Annotated in this window: 14 protein-coding genes and 1 pseudogene; all 15 read left to right on the plus strand. The window is 50.8% G+C overall.

All coding sequences use genetic code 11. From position 1 onward, the window contains the following. The first annotated feature begins 183 nt into the window (after positions 1–183). Positions 184–4,497: a DUF4838 domain-containing protein gene (locus tag ACKGJP_RS07800; protein ID WP_409345096.1), complete on the plus strand. Its 4,314-nt coding sequence runs from the start codon at positions 184–186 to the stop codon at positions 4,495–4,497. Positions 4,498–4,613: 116 nt separating this feature from the next. Next, complete coding sequence (locus ACKGJP_RS07805) at positions 4,614–5,243, plus strand: transposase (protein WP_409347100.1); 630 nt, start codon at positions 4,614–4,616, stop codon at positions 5,241–5,243. A gap of 233 nt (positions 5,244–5,476) precedes the next feature. Next, positions 5,477–5,659: pseudogene (locus ACKGJP_RS07810) on the plus strand (TatD family hydrolase); the annotation flags it as partial. 402 nt (positions 5,660–6,061) lie between these two features. Further along, positions 6,062–7,375, plus strand: coding sequence for a Gfo/Idh/MocA family protein (locus ACKGJP_RS07815; protein ID WP_409345097.1), 1,314 nt, complete (start codon positions 6,062–6,064; stop codon positions 7,373–7,375). 512 nt (positions 7,376–7,887) lie between these two features. Continuing rightward, entirely contained in the window at positions 7,888–8,892 is a 1,005-nt protein-coding gene (locus tag ACKGJP_RS07820; protein ID WP_409345098.1) for a LacI family DNA-binding transcriptional regulator, read from the plus strand. A gap of 310 nt (positions 8,893–9,202) precedes the next feature. Beyond that, entirely contained in the window at positions 9,203–10,525 is a 1,323-nt protein-coding gene (locus ACKGJP_RS07825; RefSeq protein ID WP_409345099.1) for an ABC transporter substrate-binding protein, read from the plus strand. Between the two features lie 107 nt (positions 10,526–10,632). Next, on the plus strand, positions 10,633–11,511 hold the full coding sequence (locus tag ACKGJP_RS07830; RefSeq protein ID WP_409345100.1) for a carbohydrate ABC transporter permease: 879 nt from the start codon (positions 10,633–10,635) through the stop codon (positions 11,509–11,511). Continuing rightward, complete coding sequence (locus tag ACKGJP_RS07835) at positions 11,504–12,334, plus strand: carbohydrate ABC transporter permease (RefSeq protein WP_409345101.1); 831 nt, start codon at positions 11,504–11,506, stop codon at positions 12,332–12,334. Before ACKGJP_RS07830 ends, ACKGJP_RS07835 begins: the two co-directional genes overlap by 8 nt. A gap of 292 nt (positions 12,335–12,626) precedes the next feature. Beyond that, positions 12,627–12,854: a hypothetical protein gene (locus ACKGJP_RS07840; RefSeq protein WP_409345102.1), complete on the plus strand. Its 228-nt coding sequence runs from the start codon at positions 12,627–12,629 to the stop codon at positions 12,852–12,854. A 537-nt stretch (positions 12,855–13,391) separates the two neighbouring features. Beyond that, positions 13,392–14,513 (plus strand): N-acetylmuramoyl-L-alanine amidase, encoded by a 1,122-nt coding sequence (locus ACKGJP_RS07845; RefSeq protein WP_409345103.1) that lies wholly within the window; start codon positions 13,392–13,394, stop codon positions 14,511–14,513. 91 nt (positions 14,514–14,604) lie between these two features. Next, positions 14,605–15,183: an RNA polymerase sigma factor gene (locus tag ACKGJP_RS07850; RefSeq protein ID WP_409345104.1), complete on the plus strand. Its 579-nt coding sequence runs from the start codon at positions 14,605–14,607 to the stop codon at positions 15,181–15,183. Next, a complete protein-coding gene (locus ACKGJP_RS07855; RefSeq protein WP_409345105.1) occupies positions 15,180–16,076 on the plus strand; it encodes a DUF4367 domain-containing protein in 897 nt (298 codons plus the stop codon). Before ACKGJP_RS07850 ends, ACKGJP_RS07855 begins: the two co-directional genes overlap by 4 nt. A 15-nt stretch (positions 16,077–16,091) precedes the next feature. Then, positions 16,092–16,499 (plus strand): hypothetical protein, encoded by a 408-nt coding sequence (locus ACKGJP_RS07860; RefSeq protein ID WP_409345106.1) that lies wholly within the window; start codon positions 16,092–16,094, stop codon positions 16,497–16,499. A 175-nt stretch (positions 16,500–16,674) separates the two neighbouring features. Next, the gene (locus ACKGJP_RS07865) at positions 16,675–17,766 is read left to right on the plus strand and encodes an AI-2E family transporter (protein ID WP_409345107.1); all 1,092 of its coding nucleotides are present in this window, start codon (positions 16,675–16,677) and stop codon (positions 17,764–17,766) included. A 60-nt stretch (positions 17,767–17,826) separates the two neighbouring features. After that, a complete protein-coding gene (locus ACKGJP_RS07870) occupies positions 17,827–18,006 on the plus strand; it encodes a hypothetical protein (protein ID WP_409345108.1) in 180 nt (59 codons plus the stop codon). Positions 18,007–18,014 lie beyond the last annotated feature (8 nt).

Below are 18,014 nucleotides of genomic sequence, written 5' to 3' on the forward strand. Positions count from 1 at the left end.
TTTTGTAAAGCCGATGATGAACAGCAATAATATACAAAAAGACAGCAAGATGCCTCGTAGATTTCCTTTAACCCTCAATGGTAACTTTATAGGTAAGTTCGAGCAGAGGATTCGCATCAGACAAGTGGATGGAGAACTTACTATGTTCGAAGAAATCGATTTCTTTCTACGAGGAGGAGAAATATGTTGAAGCAAAAGTGGATGTTGTGGACGTTGGTTTTAGCCTTAGTCTTCACTTCAATGACAGGTTTGACTAAGAATGCCGCTGCGCAAGCACCGGACAGTCTGACGCTGAGCCAGATCAATCAGGTACAAACGTTGCTGGATTCGTTGATCGGATCAGGGGATGTTCAGCACCCGCTGTCCAAGCAGCTCGATAACGCATTGCAACAAGCCAAACATCAGTTAGAGAAAGGCTCGATTGAGCAGGCACGCAAGAAGATGGAAGATTTCCTGAAGCATCTTACCAACGAGGGTATGCAGAAAAATATATCCGAAGCCGCAAAAACCCAGCTGGGGAAAGCGGTTACAGCGGTGCTGGAAGGAGAGGAACCCACTTCGAATCCGCCGCAATACATTGTCCGTAACGGTCAAGCGAATGCGGTTATTGTAAAACCTGAACAGAGCGGCGCAGAAATCAATGAAGCAGCGAACGCGATGTCGGATTACATGGAGCGTTCTACAGGAGTTAAACTCCCGATCTATACCGTTGGTCAGCTTGGGAATCTAAATCTGGAGCCGTCGACAATCATGCTGCGGATCGGGGAAGGCTCTTATCCCGAGGATCAAGCGTTTGCTTCAGAAGTGGCAGCCCTGCATGCGGATGGCTTCATCGTCTCTCCATCCGGGACGCAACTAATCATTACGAGCCCCACATCGGTCGGGACACGTAACGGCGTATATGCCTTTTTGGAGAAGTATGTAGGCGTTACATGGTTATTTCCAAGTGATGAGTGGACAGATGTACCGCATTTGGATGAACTTGTGATGCCGGCGGAACGCTGGAAGGATGAACCAACTGCCTTTTCGTTGCGGCGATCCATGAATATGAGCGATGGCAATTATGGCGATGTCCGTTATAAGTGGCAGCGTGAAAATCGTACACTATCTGCGTCAGAAATCAAGCTTGGTCATAATATGTTTACCCTTTTCCCGGTTGCCAAATATGGAGATACGACAGCTTATCCGAACTTCTATCCGAATAATCGACCGCCTGCTCCCGGCGCGTACACAGGTTGGCAGCCGTGCTTTAGCAACCCTGCAACGGTCCAAGTAGCGATCGAAAATATTAAGGAATATTTCCGTAACAATCCCAATGAAGTTTCCTTTTCTCTTGTTGTGAATGATTCTAATGGCTTTTGTGAGATGAATCCCGCCCATCCCGGTTATCCTGCAAACCCTACAAAAAATTCAGTTGGTCTGCCACATATGTCCGAGATTTATTACAAATGGGTCAATGATGTCGTTAGCGGCGTAGTAGCGGACCCTCAGTACGCTAATAAATGGTTTGCGGTATATGCCTATGAAGCAGTCATGGACCCGCCTTCGTTTGCTTTACATCCGCAGGTCATTCCGGTTGTTACGAAAGATCGGCTAGCCTGGGTAGATGAGGAAGTCGAACAACAGGGAAAGGCACATTTTGATGCTTGGAAAGAGAAGGCGACAACGCTAGGCTGGTATGATTATATGGAGAGCTTTGCCTACCACGCTCCACGCGTTTATCCGCATCTGGTGAAAGACTTATATGATTACGCTGTCGATCATGATGTGAAATTGCATCATTGGGACATGCATCCTGTATTGGGGGATGGGCCTCAGCCATGGATTATTGCCAAGCTAGGCTGGAACGAGAATCAAGACGTAGACGTATTGCTCGATCATTGGTATCAAGCAGCGGTTGGTTCGAAGGCGGCTGCGGATTTAAAAGCGTACTTCGAGCTGTGGGAGACATTTTGGCGCACCGATGCAAAAGCATCCTCCTGGTTCCAATCCTCCAAAAATGATGTCTATTTAACGATGAGGAATAGTTCTTATTTATTGCTCGCTGCAGATGAATTTTTACAGGGCCGGACTCTGCTTGAATCCGTGTTAGCAAAAGCGGAAACACCCGAGCAAAAGCTAAGGGCTGAACAACTGTTACTTCAGTTCGAATATTATGAAGCATCTGCTTATTCCTATCAAAGTCAGCGTCAAATCAATAGACCTGACAACGAAGTCGAAGCTTTAGCGATATTGAATGAGTTAGATAACACATTGGAAAGTCGCTTGTCTGCTTCCAAACGCAGAGCGGAGTTTATTCAAGAATTCAGCAAAAATCCAACGCTCAAATATCCAGTTAATCCTGTAACCTATAACGAGGTATGGACGGGTTGGAATTCCAACGAATTCTGGTATACGAAGAGCTTTCTGGACGCCTGTGTAACATGTAATGAAAATAGTGAAATCATGAAAAAGCTGCAGCAATTTCGCCAAGATATTGCTCGTCCGAATCTTCGTGAGTTTGCAAATTTGTTGAATCGCATCGATCTTAAAAATTCCTTAGCCGATAATGCCTCTTTCGAAGATGGTACAGCCACATGGAATTTGTGGAAACCTGATGGTACAGCAACTATCGCAGTCACGGATCAAAACGCAAACAGCGGGTCCAAGAGTTTAGTTTTCACGAATGCCAAACAAGCGGGTGTTTGGAAAAACATTGATGTCAAACCAGGATTGTTAGCAAGCTCTGTTAAATTTTTCACCCCTGCCGGTACAACGAGTCAAGGTACTGTGCAAATTGTGATTGAGCTCCATACAGGAAAAGGGAAAAGCACGTATTTCTCCAAAGCAATGACGTTAGCGGATTATGCAGGGAAATGGACAGAGGTTACCTTTTTCGAAGAACTGCCTGCCCAGATTGATGGATACGACATCCAGAACATTTTAATCAATACGCAAATTAAAAATGCAACAGATGCAACCGTTTATTTGGACGATATTGGCGTCTATCAAGTGGAGTATGGTGCGGGCGACTTGAAAAATGTGGTTTATAACTACATTAGTGGAGGAAAATTAACATCCACCCAAGCTGGAGCCATGCTGCAGGCGCTGGAAGAAGCCGAGAATGATTTTAATGAAAATAAAATCGAGTCCTATCTAAGCTCGTTGGCTCAATTTATTGCCGAAGCAAAAAGGCTTCTCCTTGATGGCGTGATGACGAAAGTTGATTATGACAAGTTGGAGACGGAGGCGTATGCCTTAATTAATCGCTACCTTTCATTCGGTTCATTCGACAAGGTAATCCGAGCAACGCATCCCGGTACTTTAAAAGTTCCTGTTACCATCACAAACAATAAACCGTATGCCTTATCTGTCGATTTAACAAGTGCTGCAACGAATGGATTGACGCTTGTCTTTGAGAATCCTGTAACCGTGCCTGCTAACCAATCGGTTAGCGTAGAAGGAACATTGACGATTCCCAATCCATTAGCGGAAGATCATTATGTTATCGATGTGAAGTTGCAAATAGCTGGACAGGATGTATTAAGCACACCCATTGAGATCCTTTACAGTAAAAACTTACTGCTCAATCCCGGGTTCGAGCAAGTGACCAATTCGATCGCTACGGGTTGGCAAGGGGCATGGACGACTGGGGAAACATCCGTTACTTCAGAAAAATCCCATTCAGGTAGCAATGCGTTAAAAGTAATAAAAGCAGCAGATAGTGGAGGCACTTTGGTTAAACAGCTGGTTAATGTGATCGGCGGAGAAACCTATGATCTTTCAGCATGGTTAATGAGTGAAGTTGCTTCAGCAGGCAAAACTCAAATAAAAGTGGAGCTTTACAAAGATGTTACGGGAGCAAGTGGTTACGTCAGCGAATTCAATAGTCAGCCGTATTATAATGTTGCGGAGTGGCAAGAAGCGAAGATGCAGGTTAAGGTACCTGAGAATGCAAATTTAGCCGTTATTTACTTGCGTGTATTTGGCCCGGGTACGGCATATTTTGATGATGTGGTGTTGGAAAAAGTAGAGAGACCCCAAATCGTTAACTTGTTGACGAATCCCGGGTTCGAGCAAGTGACGAATTCGATCGCTACGGGTTGGCAAGGAACATGGACGACTGGAGAAACATCCGTTACTTCAGAAAAATCCCATTCCGATAACAACGCATTAAAGTTAATAAAAGCAGCAGCTATCGGTGGTACTTTGGTTAAACAGCAGCTTACTGTGATCGGCGGGGAAACCTATGATCTTTCAGCATGGTTAATGAGTGAAGTTGCTTCAGCAGGCAAAACTCAAATGAAAGTGGAGCTTTACCGAGATGTTCTTGGGGCAGCTGGTTACGTCAGCGAATTCAATAGTCAGCCGTATTATAATGTTGCAGAGTGGCAAGAAGCGAAGATGCAGTTTAAAGTACCTGAGAATGCAAATATAGCCGTTATTTACTTACGTGTATTTGGCCCGGGTACGGCATATTTTGATGATGTGGTGTTGAAAAAAGCAGACAGCCGATGACTCCTAATTCATGAATCCGGAATTCGAAGCATCAACATCAGCATGGTTCGATAATAAGAAACCAGAGATCATTGAGCTGTAATAGCTTAAGGAATTGACAGATACAGACTCAGTATATCAATGAAATGCTCAAACTTACCAGAGCTATCGATGTGTTGCCAGGTCGGAAGCTTACGGAACTGCGGGCGTATTCGGGGGCGCATCCGGACTTCCTTCTACTAAACCCGAAGGCAGTGGTCATGGATTTAGCCCAGGCGTATCACACCTGGATCCGGGAGTGTTTTCCGAACGCGATTCGCATCGCGGATCGTTTTCATGTTCACGGTTATGTGATCGAAAGCGTGCAGGAGGTTCGGAGAACCATTCAGAACACGCTGTCGCCGCGAGCTAAGGCGTATCTAAAAGCGAACCATCGATTGCTGAATCCGCCAGCGGAATCATTTAACGAAGACAGCAAAAAACGTTTGAAAACGCTGCTGAGTTACTCTCCGCTTCTGCGCAGCGTATGGGAATGGAAAGAAGCATTCACGACTTGGTACGACAGCTCCCCTACCTTCACTGTTGCGAAACAGGGATTTGAACGGTGGTTCGAGCAAGGGGATCGAATCAACCACGCCGCTGTTCGTAGTGCCCTCCTAGACATAAAAAGGTACGAATCCCGATTACAGAGATTCGTACCCTTTTATGCGATAAGACGAATAAAATCGTCGGCTGCGGTGCTCTCCGAAAGAAACAGCCATTTTTAAAAGAAAAAGCGAAGCGGGAATATCCGTATCCCTAGGGTCTAAAATTCAGTTGCCAGGGATCGTGCTTCATTTCGATCGAACGTTTCATACTCGAGCTGTAAACTATCGAGTATGTTGATGCAAGCTGGTCAGAAGAAAGAAGAACAGATTGAGCTCCGCCGCAACGTACGCATTCAATCTTCACCTCTCTTACCATGGTTAAACCCCCTGTGAGCGGACAGGACAAATGACGCAAGTTTCCCGGCAAGCTGTATACGACTGCGGGCATTCACCCCCATGATGCAAAAAGCTGCGACGCGGGGACGATCCCGAAGCTTCGCGAGCTTGCGGCGCTCCCGCAGGTTGTGGCCATCGGAGAGTGTGGCCTGGACTATAACCGCGACTTTTCACCGCGCGACGTGCAGCGAAGATGGTTCGAGGATTTTGCGGATGGAAATAAGTACTAACTTTTTCTAGTACTGCGGCGTGGGGGATTCTAACGGAGCTACGCGCCCTTATTTAGGCGATAATTGGGTTTTCTGATTTCTAACGGTTGCCAGGAGGTTGTCTATAAACAGCATGAGCATGCTCTCCTTATCGCTATTTTTCGCATCGCGCACAATTAACGGCGCACGATGTCTAGCTGCATGACGGCGGTCGGTCCCCGCATGGTTTCCGTTCCTTTTGCAGATACTCCTCCATCAACTATAGCGCACCAAGCGAGTAATTTCTATTGATCTACGGGTGGTTTTCCTGTACGCTTAGTTTCAGAAATCGATTACTTTGTTATTCCATTGCGAAAGTCGAAAGTCATACTTATCACAGAAAAGAGGGGCACCATGTCCAACTCAACAACGTCAAACGTCTCCGGTCACACATCTTCGCAGCCGATTACGGCCGTTATTGTCGGGGCGGGTCACCGCAGTCTGCTCTACGCCTCGTACGCCGAAATGAATCCGGAGCAGTTCCGCATCGTCGGCGTCGTCGATCCCGATCCCGAGCGGCGGCAATCCACTTCGGAGCGCTTCGGGTTTCCGCCCGAGCATTGCTTCGCCTCAGTTGAGCAGCTAACCGCCGTTCCAAAGCTCGCGGATGCTGCGATCAACGGTACGATGGATCAGCTTCACGTCCAAACGACGCTTCCGCTGCTGAAGGCGGGATACGACGTTCTTCTGGAGAAGCCGATCGGCGTCAGCGAAGAGGAAGTGCTGGAGCTTCATCATGCAGCCAAGTCGCACGGGAGAACCGTGATGATTTGTCACGTCTTGCGCTATGCTCCATTCTATGCGACGATTCGCGAGAAGCTGGAGCAAGGGGTAATCGGGGACATCATCGCCATCCAGACGGAGGAAAACGTCAGCTACCATCATATGGCGACCGCCTTCGTACGTGGCAAATGGAATAGTATCGAAAATTGCGGCTCGCCGATGCTGATGGCCAAATGCTGTCACGACCTCGATTTGATCACTTGGCTGAAGAACGGCGTTCGCCCGGTGAAAGTAAGCAGCTTCGGCAGCCTGTCTCAATTCCGCAAGGAGAAAGCGCCGGAGGGGGCGGGAACCCGTTGTTTGGCGGACTGTCCGCTGGAGGAAAGCTGCACATACTCGGCCAAACGGATGTATATGCAGCAAAATTTATGGGGTGCTTACGTCTGGGACCGCACCGGCCTTGCCGAAGACGACATCACCGGGAAGCTCGAGTCCCTTCGCACGACCAATCCATACGGCCGCTGCGTCTGGCGCTCCGACAACGATGTCGTCGACCATCAGGCTGTCATCGTCGAATTCGAAGACGGCAGCACGGCGTCGCATAACTTGATCGGCGCGACCGCGAGACCAAGCCGCACGATCCACCTTACCGGTACGAAAGGCGAAATTGTCGGGACGATGGAGGAGGGATACTTCGTAATCCGTCGCCCAAGCGACGCGCCGGGGCAAACTTATACCGACGAAAAGGTCGAGCTAAACGTATCGGCGGATATGCACGGCGGGGGCGACCTGCGCCTTGCCGCAGATTTCGTAAGAACGCTTCGCGGCGAAACGCCTTCTTTGTCCTCCACCTCGCTGGAGAAATCCATCTATGGCCACCAGATCGGCTTTGCCGCCGAACGTTCCCGGATGGAAAACAGGGTTGCAGTAATTGCGGAATTGTAACCATAATTGCCGCCCGGCAGTACGCCGGGCGGCTCTTTTTATGCCTGGCCATGGCCGGGCCCGGTCGCAGGTGATTCTAACGGCGCTATTCGCGCTTATTTTGCTCTTTTGTCCCGAAAAACGGCTTTTTCGCGAAAATAGCAGCTCCGTTACAATTTCAAAACTGCTTTTTTCGCCGAAATAGTGGCTTGTGGCAGCCGTTAGAGAAAAAAACGCGAGTTATGTGGAGCGGCGGAGGAAAGGGAGGCTGGCACAAACTAACGGATACAAAAAAAGAACCCGCAAGCAACGGGCCTGCGAGTCAAATTTATATATAATCAAAAGGGGGTCGTCTTTTATTATAGGCGGGCATCATTAAAAGAAGATGAATGGAATGTTTCATTTGTGTAACAAATATCCGTCCAGGAATCGTTTCGTTTCAAAATGCAGATTGACGAATGTTAGAAAAGTCATGTAATCTTGAAATTAGAACTAACGCAACGTTAATTGTAGTTAATGGAAGGTGAGCAGGAATGGCTGTTACAAAAAAAGAAATCGCCGAATATCTCGGGATTTCGCGATCGGCGGTTTCGTTTGTATTGAACAATACGCCTAATGTGAAAGTATCGGAAAAAACAAGGGCCCAGGTTATGCAAGCGGCTCGCGAGCTGGGGTATTGGGATAACGATAACGAAGTCAGCCCGAAGATCTGCTTCGTTCTGTACGACCGGGACGATGACGATCCTCGTTATATTTCGCTTTTGAAAAGCGCCGCAGATGCGGCGGGAAAGTATCAATACCAGCTTTTGTTCAGGAGTGTGAAGGCGAATCCGGAGAGTTACCAGCAGCTGGAGTTGTTTCTGAAGGAGCATAAGGTGGCCGGCCTGATTGTGACCGGGGCCGTGGATGAGTTGTTCGTCGATATGATCGTTCAGACCTCAATCCCTTCCGTCTTTTTTTGGGGGACGAATCGAACCGATCTCAATATTATCATGCCCGATCATGCGAAAGTGGCTTACGAAGCGACACGGTATTTGCTTTCATTGGGTCATAGAAGAATCGCTTTCTTAAGCGGCTCCCTTGAGCTTGCCACGCATAAAATTAATTTGCAGGGGTATAAGCTGGCTTTGGAGGAAGCGGGAGTCGCGCTCGATAAAAGCTTGATTCAGGTAAGTAAAGAAGAAAACGGCTACGAGCTCTGCGATCGGATGGAAACGCTTGAAATCGACTACACGGCCGCCTTCTGCGTAAATTCGGTCATCCAGTTTAGCGTGCTGCATCGCTTAAAGGAACGAAGGGTTGGCGTGCCGAGCGAGGTTAGTCTGATCGGGGTGGAGTTTACCGAATTTGTGAAAGTCAGCGTTCCGCAGCTTACGGTTTTTTACCAGGACCCGGATGAGCTGTTGCTGGTTATGAAACGTCTCATCGACATCATCAGACACAAAGACGGCGAGCCGCAGCGGATCCTGTTGTCGAAGTTTAGTTTATTCCAGGGGGGCAGCGTAGCGATATGTAACGAGGATAGGAGGGCCGAATAACGGGGAAAATACGGGCAACGAATCCTTGACGGAAACGGAGGCTCGTTTTTTTAATAAATTATCATACGTTAAGTTATTTACATTTAAATTAACACGTGTTATTATTGGGTTGTAAATTACCATCTAGAATGAAGACGTAGAACTTATTTGTAGAAATCGATTACTATAAGGGGGAAGCAAGCTTGTTTTTAACCGGATTGGCAAGGATAAAGTCCTCGTCAGCCACAGCCAACAAAGGCTTGCAACAGGGGTCAGTTTTGGAACTTAAAGCATGATCAAGTGCGGTTAATCCAAAAGGGAGGGTTTACGAATGAAAAAAGGTTTACTTTCAGTATCCGTATCCATGTTAGCGCTGTCTTTGGCTGCCTGCGGAGGCGGCGATAAAACACCGGCAGGTTCAAGTCCGAGCGCAAAGCCGAGTGATGCGTCCAAAGCGCCGGAAGCTTCGAAGGCTCCTAAACAAATGACGCTCAAGATCGGTCTTCCTGGAGCGTACGACGTCACGAAGAAAGAAATTATCGACGGCTTTATCGCCAAGTTCCCGAACATCAAAACCGAGATTGTCGAAGCGCCGTGGGGCGATTTCACGAAAAAGATTCAAACCGAAATCGCGGGCGGAACGGCTCCCGATGTCTGGTTCCAGGAGAACGCTGTCATTCTAGGCTACGGCAAGAGCGGTGTTGCGGAAGACTTAAGCGCTTACATCAAGCGGGATTTGAAAGACGATGATTACATCTCGGGGCTGTATGCGGCGAAATCGAGCGACGGCAAAGTGTACGGTGTGCCGCACGGCATCAACCCGATCGGGCTTGCGTACAACAAGAAAATGTTTGCGGACGCCAACGTGCCGCTTCCGACCAAAGACTGGACATACCAGGACATGATCGACGCTGCGAAGAAGCTGACGAAAGCCCCGGACCAATACGGATACAGCGCTTCCAGTGCGATCACGACGGGCTGGTATCCGTGGACGCGCTCCAAAGGCGGCCAGGTGCTCGACGCGACGAAGACGAAGGCGATGTTCACTGATCCGAAATCGCTCGACGGGATCAAAACATGGGTAGGCCTGGTCAAAGACGGCATTAGCCCGGACGGCGATTTCATCAAGACCAGCGGCGGCGAGTGGAAAGCGTTCGCGAACGGCAAGCTCGCCATGTTCTTCATGCAATATAGCAATGCTACGCTGATCAACAAGGAAGCGCCGAACCTCGATTACGACACGATTGAAATTCCGAAAGGATTTGACGGCAAGCGTCTCGTTCCGATGGTGACAAACAGCTGGGTCATGTTCTCGAAAGCGAAACCTGATGCGAAAGAAGCGGCCTGGGAATTTTTGAAGTATTATTTGAGCGAGGAAGCGCAAACGATCCTGGCGAAGAGCGGCGCGTCGCTTCCTGTCAACAAAAAGGCGGCGGCTCAGCTTGACACGTCCGTCAATCCTAAGAACAAAAAGGCGTTCAGCGACGGCATTGCCGAAGGGGGCGTCACGCTCGACGAAAACCCGAGCTGGAGCGAATGGCGTTTGGCGGCACAGCCGATTTACACCGATATTTTCTCAGGAAAGCTGACTCCGGAAGAGGGCGTGAAGCAACTGCAAGAGAAAGTGCAGAAGGTGCTCGACGACAATAAATAACAACACTATGCGATCGGCGCAGGGTTCCTTTGTGATACAAAGGAACCCTGCCTTCTTCCGACAAAACATGGTGATCCTCGGGTTTGGCCCGAGAGGGAGGGAATCCTTTGCATAAACAAAATCGTTGGGGCTATATTCTTACGCTCCCGTTCACGATTCACTTTCTCGTATTTTTCGCATTTCCGTTCATTTTCTCCTTCTACCTGACATTTACGAAGTGGGATATGTTCAATGCGCCGGACTGGATCGGGATGAAAAACTGGACCAGACTGATGACGGATAAGCCTTTTTGGTACGCCATGCGGAATGCTGCGCTATTCGCAGCCGTATTCGTTCCGCTGCAAACGATCTTCGCGTTGATCCTTGCCTTTTTTCTGAATCAGGCGATCCGGGCGAAGGCGTTTTACCGGGTTATTTACTTCCTTCCGGTCGTCACCCCGTGGCTCGCAGGAGGCACGATGTGGAAGTGGATGATGAACAAAACGTACGGTTTGGCGAATTATGCACTCCACCTGTTCGACATACCGCCTGTTAATTGGCTCGACAGTAAGCATTGGTGGATTCCGGTCACGAGCGTGGCGCTGGTTAACGTGTGGAAAGGCGTCGGTTCCTCTATGATTATTTTGCTCGCCGGTATCCAGAGCGTGTCGAAGGAGCTTTATGAGGCCGCTTCGCTGGACGGCGCGACCCGGTGGACCCTGTTCTGGAGAATCGTTTTCCCGATCGTATCGCCGATGATTTTTCTCGTGCTCGTCCTGTCGACGATTTCCTCGTTCCAGGCGTTTGACGTATTCCTCGTCATGTTCGATTCGCCCGATATCGTCTCGGATCAGAAGCTGATGCCGAATATTCTGATTTACAAGGACGCCTTCCTGACATCGAAAATGGGCTATGCTTCCGCCATGTCCTGGGCGTTGTTCGCGCTGATCATCTCGGTTACGCTCGTGCAGAAATGGTTTGAGAAGAGGTGGGTTCATTATGAGTAAACGGATTTCCTTGAAGAACGGAATCATTCATATTCTGTTGATCATGGGCGGGCTCGTGATGCTGATGCCGTTTTATTGGATGGTCGCCACCTCGCTCAAGTCAGGTGGCAACGTGACGAAGCTGCCGCCGCAGTGGATTCCGAATCCGATCGATTGGAGCTTCTATTCAACGGTATGGATTAAGGTGGACTTTGCGCGCTATACGCTCAACAGCTTCCTCATCGTCACGCTTGATATTATCGGCACCCTGCTGTCTTGCGCGATGGTTGCTTTCGGTTTGGCGATGTTCAACTTTATGCTGAAAAAACCGCTCTATCTCGCGATGCTTTCGACGCTCATGCTGCCAGCGCAGGTGACGATCATTCCGGGCTATTTCATTTGGAAATCGCTTGGCGGGCTTGACACGTATATGCCGCTTATCGTTCCGAGCTTCCTGGCCGGCGCGTTCGGCATTTTCCTGCTGCATCAGTTTTACAAAAGCGTGCCGAGAGAGCTGTTCGAAGCGGCGACGATCGACGGCTGCGGACCTTGGCGGGTGCTGTGGCGTATCTATTTTCCATTGTCGCGTTCGGCCTTGTCGGCGCTCGGGGTATTTACGTTTATGGGTGTTTGGAGCAATACGATGGGGCCGCTCTTGTACCTGCATGACAAGAAGATGTTTACGCTGCCGCTTGGCTTGCTCACCCTGAGCAACGATGTCGGTGTTCAGCCTCAGCTGCTAATGGCCGGCGCGGTGATTGTAACGATCCCGGTCATTATTATTTTCATCATCGCGCAAAAGCAGTTCGTAGAGGGGATCGCTTCTACCGGTCTGAAAGGGTAAAGCGTTTCCGATGAAAACAATGCTCCGCTTCGTGATGCGATCGGAAGCGTAATAAGGAGTGCGGCTCCAACATGCCGCGGCCTTATATGGTGAGGCTGGATAACGGAGCAGGCACCGATTTGCTCGGAATCACGACGGGAAGGGACGGTTGGAACTGGCATGTTTCCTGCCGAAATACGCAGCGTCCAGGCTGGTGTTATGCGTTGTTTGCCAGCGAATGGGGAGAGGACCCTATAACCGGAACGGTCTATGCTTATGTTGCCGAGATGCGGCCAAGAGTCTCACGTTCACGGTGCCAACCAACACGGCCAAAATCCGGGTATATGCGAGCACCAAAGTAACCCTCAATCAAGGCGTATATTTTTATGCGGACGAGATTAAATTGACGGAAGCGGAGAATGTGCTGAAGAACGGAAGTTTTGAGAACGGGATGACGAGCTGGGCCGTGGACGATGCGTCCACGGTTTTTTCGTGTTTATCAGCAAAGCATATCCTGGAAACAGCTCTAAACTTCCGGTAAACGCCAGAGTCAAAGAGCCGCCGGTAGGCGTTTTTTACGAAAATGGCGTGCCCAGAGGCACGCATCTTCTAGCCGGTGAGAGTCCGGTCGCGGGAGGGGCCAAGCCCCCGTGTAGCTAGGATGCCTATGTACAGCGAAATCTGTACATAGAAGCGCATCGACGAAAGTACCTGACAGAGTCAGGGCGAGCGACATGCCAGGCCGTAACATCAAGTGAATCCTGCCGCGTCGTCAAAAAGGCCTCGTAAGAGGGAAAAGAGGAAGCTGAGCCCGGATAACGTGGGGCTTTTTTGGCCGTTGGATCCCTTCGCGAACCGTTTAAGGCGATGAAGCGTATAACTTAATCATGAAATGACGGAAGGAGTAGACGCAGCTTATGCCGTCCGGAAATTTTGTGGTATGCTCTATCCAGCTGGAGGATGATGGGGTGGGCACATTCGAGACAGCTGGATACCGACACGCATTTTCAATTGTCCACCGATAGGGTAAAATGGGAAAATAAGTGAATGGTATCAACCCAAAGCAGAGGTGCAGCTAGTGAAACTACACCGTTCCATTTTTCGCCGAATTGCTGCGGCTGTCACAGCGGTCGGCTTGCTTATGCCTGCGGCCGGTCCAACGATGGCGCAGAGCGAAACCGCGCCGGTTGTCGCGATCGATGCCGGTCATCAACGGAAGGCCAATATGGAGCTTGAGCCCGTCGGTCCGGGAGCAAACGAGAAAAAAATGAAAGTTGCAGGAGGGGCGACAGGCGTCGCTACCAAAAAGCCGGAGTATATACTGACGCTCGAAGTATCGCAGCTTGTCCAAAAGAAGCTGACCGACCTCGGCTACCGGGTCCTCATGACCCGTGAAGCCAATGAAGTCGATATCAGCAATAAGAAACGAGCGGAGCTCGCCAACGAAGCGAACGCCGAACTTTTCGTGCGCATTCACGCGGACGGCGATACCTCTGCCGCGACTAAAGGCATTTCCGTGCTGTACCCTTCGGCTTCCAACCCGTATACGGCTGCCATCTATGAAGACAGCAAGCGGGCTGCCGAAGAGATGCTGGCTGCGCTGGTCAAAGAGACGGGGGCGCGTTCTCGCGGAGCCGTCCCCCGCGACGATTTGTCGGGCTTCAACTGGTCGAAGGTACCGACCGTGCTCGTAGAGATGGGCTTCATGTCCAATCCGGACGAAGACAAGCGGATGTCGGAGCCCGCATACCAGGAGAAGCTTGCAGACGGTATGGTGGAGGGCGTCGTCGCGTATTTGGCGGCCAAGGGGAGGGCATTGCAGCCCGAAGCCGCCGATGAAACGATGACACTGCTCGCGCAAACGGAGCTGTACGGCAAGGAAGGCGTTCGCTACGTCAAAACGGGCGTCCTCCTTTCTCCCCAGCAAGTGCGCGTCTTCGAGAAGCTGGGCCGCTGGGCGCATATCCGGACATGGCTCGGCGACAGGTGGGTGCCGACCGAACGGGCGCTATCCGGTGAGGTCATACGTAAGGATGGGCAATACGAACTTACCGGGACGACTCCTTTCTACGCGTGGCCGTCGGCGGATTCGGCGCCTCTGGGGGAGCTTGCCCCGCAAAAAGTCGACATGATCGCTGCGTGGCGCGGTTGGCTTTGCGTTCGAACATGGCTTGGCGAGTCGTGGATCCGCACGGAATGAACGTAAGATACGTAACGTAACGAAGCGGCACGCCTTGCGGCATGCCGCTTTCCGTGACGTCGTCGGGAAACGGTTGATTGGGGGGGAGACGGTGCACGATATTGATTTTCAGCTGTTCAGGTCGAATATTCACGGGCTTGATACGGAGCTGCAGCGCCGGCTGTTTCTTTCCTTCCGCGAGCTCGTTTACCGGGACCTGCTGATCCTATTGAACGACCACGCCTTGACGGAGGATGTGATCCAGGAGTCGTTTATGAAAGCGATCCGCAGCGGACCCAAAACGCGCGACGGCTCCAACATGAAGGCTTGGCTCAGGCTGCTTTGCCGCAACACCGCGTATGACTTATTAAGAAAAAATAAAAAATACCGTCAGATTTGCGGTGTTGGACTCGTTAATCATGATGAAGAGGATAACCTGGCGGACCCGCAGTCGGAACGTGTCGATCAACTGGTCGAGCGTCACATTCGCAACGAAACGCTGCATGAGGCGCTTAGGGAGCTGAAATACGAATACCGGGTCGTCTTATATTTGCATTATATAATGGAGCTTAGCTATGCCGAGATCGTAAAGGAGTTAGGCGTTTCGGAGCAGGTTCTTACGCAGCGATTGGCTAGAGCGCGCAAGAAGCTGGCGGGCTACTTTAGCGAGAAATGGGGTGATGCCCGATGACGCAACAGCCGCAAGATCCGCAAGATCCGCATAAGCTGGATGCGGCATTGACCGAAGCGCTGCGCAGCGCGTTCGACAGCATCCCTATTCCCGAAAACAAAGACGTCTGGTCCAGCATGCAGAAACGACTGGCCGCAGATCGCCGCCGCCGGGCCTGGCTAAGGCTGGCTAAAATGTCGGGAACGGCTGCAGCGTCGATGATCTTGGCCATTTGCCTGGCTGCCGGTACGTTTAATCCTGTTTTTGCCTTTACTAGCCTCTATTCGATGGTCGTGCATAAATCGAAGGATGGCGCGGCTATCAGCATTACGTTCCGATCCAACGAGGGACGGGAAAAAGGAGCGCTAACGGCCCCGCCGCCGGACGAGGACCAATTCGGCTCCGTGCAGACGGGATCGCCGCCGGGCAGTCAACCTCCGCCGCTTACTCCGCCGCCTTCCGATCCGAGCGGCGGCAGGGAGGGGGAGACAATCGAGGTGGAGAAGGTCAAGACGACGGTCGAGCAGGCGCGCAAGGAACTTGAATTTCCGCTGCTCGTACCTACCGAGGTTCCGGAGGGCTTCGTCCTCGAATCCGTCGAGCTGAATAGGCTGCCGGGCAAGAAGGCCGATTCGGCTATGATGACCTACAAGAATCGGGACAGCAATCCCGAAGGTTTTATTGCCATTCGGGCAACCAAGCTTGCCGGAGAGCGGGCATCGACTTTCGGTTCCTTCAGCGGAGAAAAGCCGGCTGTTAAGGAAATCAACATTCTAGGAGACAAAGCCGTTATGGTCGTGACGAAAAGGACCGTACATCTCGAATGGAGCACCGGAGCGGCCTATTACGACATCACGACGTCGATCGGCGAAGAGGCGTCCGTCAAGCTGGTCAACTCCATGAAAAATAAATAAAAAAGATTTTATGAAATGCGTAAGGAAATGCGGCAATCGTTCGTTTATAGTTACGAAGGGAAACGGGGGTGGCTGAGCGTGGGCGAGGAGTGGGAGAAAAACCGCCGTATGGCGGATATAGAAAGAGCGGCGCTGGAGAGAGCGGAGATAACCTGTTACCGGGTTGCCTATTATTTGCTCAATATAGAAGATGCGGCAGTCCGTGCAGCTCGATGCGCCTTGCTTGAGCTTTACCGGGACGACCGGTTTTTCGACAAACCGGAAAGCGCCCAAACCAAGCTAGCGAAGGCGGCTGCGATTAAAGCGTCCCTTAGCGAGAAGCAGCAGCTGCTGCTTCGCAAGCAGGCGCGCGCGGGTGCGTCGGAGGCTGCCGCAGGCGATAGCGATGCCGCCCGTTTCCCCTTGCGTCAAACCGCCCGCTAACGCATCCACGGCTACTAACTTAACGACGATGAAGCATGAAGAGCGGACTGCTGCGGCAGTCCGCTCTTTTATTTTGCCGCCCGTTCCGGCCTGCTCATTCGTCACGTCACGAAAAGGAATTATTGCCGGGGACGGCGAATTCTTTATGCATGTCAAGTGCAAGGAAGGTGAGGGTATGCCGCAGGGAAAATATTTTCGCATAGGGTACGGCATTGCGCTCCTATTGCTTATCGTTTTTCTGGCAGCAAAGGTTGATTTTCTGTTTCATCCGATCGGGGTGGTCTTTCGAACGCTGTTCTTTCCCCTATTCGTAGCGGGCATCCTTTACTACCTTCTGCGTCCGGTGGTGAAGGGGCTCATGCATTTGAAGATCCCCAAGCCGTTATCCATCCTGCTTGTGTACGTTGCGGGCTTCGGCCTTATCGCGCTGGTCGTCGTACTGGCAGGCCCGACGATCGCAAGCCAGTTCCGGTCGCTGATCGTCAACGCACCGACGTTGATTTCGGCCGTTCAAGATCAATTGCAAACGCTGGAGCAGAACGAATGGATCGCGCAATATTTGCAGCAGAACCATATCGATTGGAGATCGACGATCGGCGAGTATTTGAACCGGGCATCCACGGCGGCGCTGAGTTCGGTCCAGAGCATACTGGGCTTTCTGACAAACATTTTTATCATCCTGACGACGGTACCGTTCATTCTCTACTACATGCTAAGCGAAGGGGACAAAGTGCCTAAATTTATCCTTCGACTGCTCCCCGACGAGCGCGACGAAGACGGCATCGGTTTATTGCGGGAGATGGACAATGCCCTCAGCGCTTATTTGCAGGGTAAGGTGCTGGTAAGCATTTGCCTCGGCGTCCTCCTGGCAATCGGCTATTCGATAATCGGCCTCCAATATACGTTGATTCTCGCGATATGCGCCATGGTTCTGAATTTAATCCCTTATGTCGGGTTGTTCATCGGCATCATTCCTTCCATTATCGTGGCTTTCATCGACTCGCCGTCGATGATCGTGAAGATGCTCGCGGTGGTGCTGATCGCGCAGCAGATCGAAAGCAACTTCCTATCTCCTCAAATCATGGGGAAAAAGCTGAACATCCATCCTCTCACGATTATCCTGCTCTTGCTTGTGGCCGGAAGCTTCGGCGGGCTGCTCGGCATGTTTCTGGCGGTACCGACGTTTGCCGTCGCCAAGGTGATCGCAACTTATTGCTACAGGCTGTACGCGCTGCGCGCCGAACGACTGCAAAAACGCGAGAGCTGAGAGGTTCTTATTGCTTATCTAGTCTCATATATGATCGTTATCTTATGGAGGGGGATTCGGATGAAGCGAAAGCAAACGTTCAAGAATATCGGATTTATTGTGCTGGGCATTACATTGTACGGCTTCGTGATCAGCATCCGTTTCGATACGGTCGAAAGCATCATTATGGCCGAGACCGGGTCGGCGCTCCTGCTGGCGGGCGGTCTATGGTTTCTGGTAAATATGAAAGGAAGGGTTTGAAAATTCGA

Origin of the sequence: Paenibacillus litoralis (assembly GCF_046244365.1) — a bacterium.
Classification (GTDB): domain Bacteria; phylum Bacillota; class Bacilli; order Paenibacillales; family NBRC-103111; genus Paenibacillus_V.

Coding starts and splice junctions, on each gene's coding strand:
- ACKGJP_RS07870 (WP_409345108.1), top strand. CDS start 17,827: ATGAAGCGAAAGCAAACGTTCAAGAATATCGGATTTATTGTGCTGGGC.
- ACKGJP_RS07860 (WP_409345106.1), top strand. CDS start 16,092: ATGCGTAAGGAAATGCGGCAATCGTTCGTTTATAGTTACGAAGGGAAA.
- ACKGJP_RS07865 (WP_409345107.1), top strand. CDS start 16,675: ATGCCGCAGGGAAAATATTTTCGCATAGGGTACGGCATTGCGCTCCTA.
- ACKGJP_RS07815 (WP_409345097.1), top strand. CDS start 6,062: ATGTCCAACTCAACAACGTCAAACGTCTCCGGTCACACATCTTCGCAG.
- ACKGJP_RS07855 (WP_409345105.1), top strand. CDS start 15,180: ATGACGCAACAGCCGCAAGATCCGCAAGATCCGCATAAGCTGGATGCG.
- ACKGJP_RS07825 (WP_409345099.1), top strand. CDS start 9,203: ATGAAAAAAGGTTTACTTTCAGTATCCGTATCCATGTTAGCGCTGTCT.
- ACKGJP_RS07820 (WP_409345098.1), top strand. CDS start 7,888: ATGGCTGTTACAAAAAAAGAAATCGCCGAATATCTCGGGATTTCGCGA.
- ACKGJP_RS07800 (WP_409345096.1), top strand. CDS start 184: ATGTTGAAGCAAAAGTGGATGTTGTGGACGTTGGTTTTAGCCTTAGTC.
- ACKGJP_RS07835 (WP_409345101.1), top strand. CDS start 11,504: ATGAGTAAACGGATTTCCTTGAAGAACGGAATCATTCATATTCTGTTG.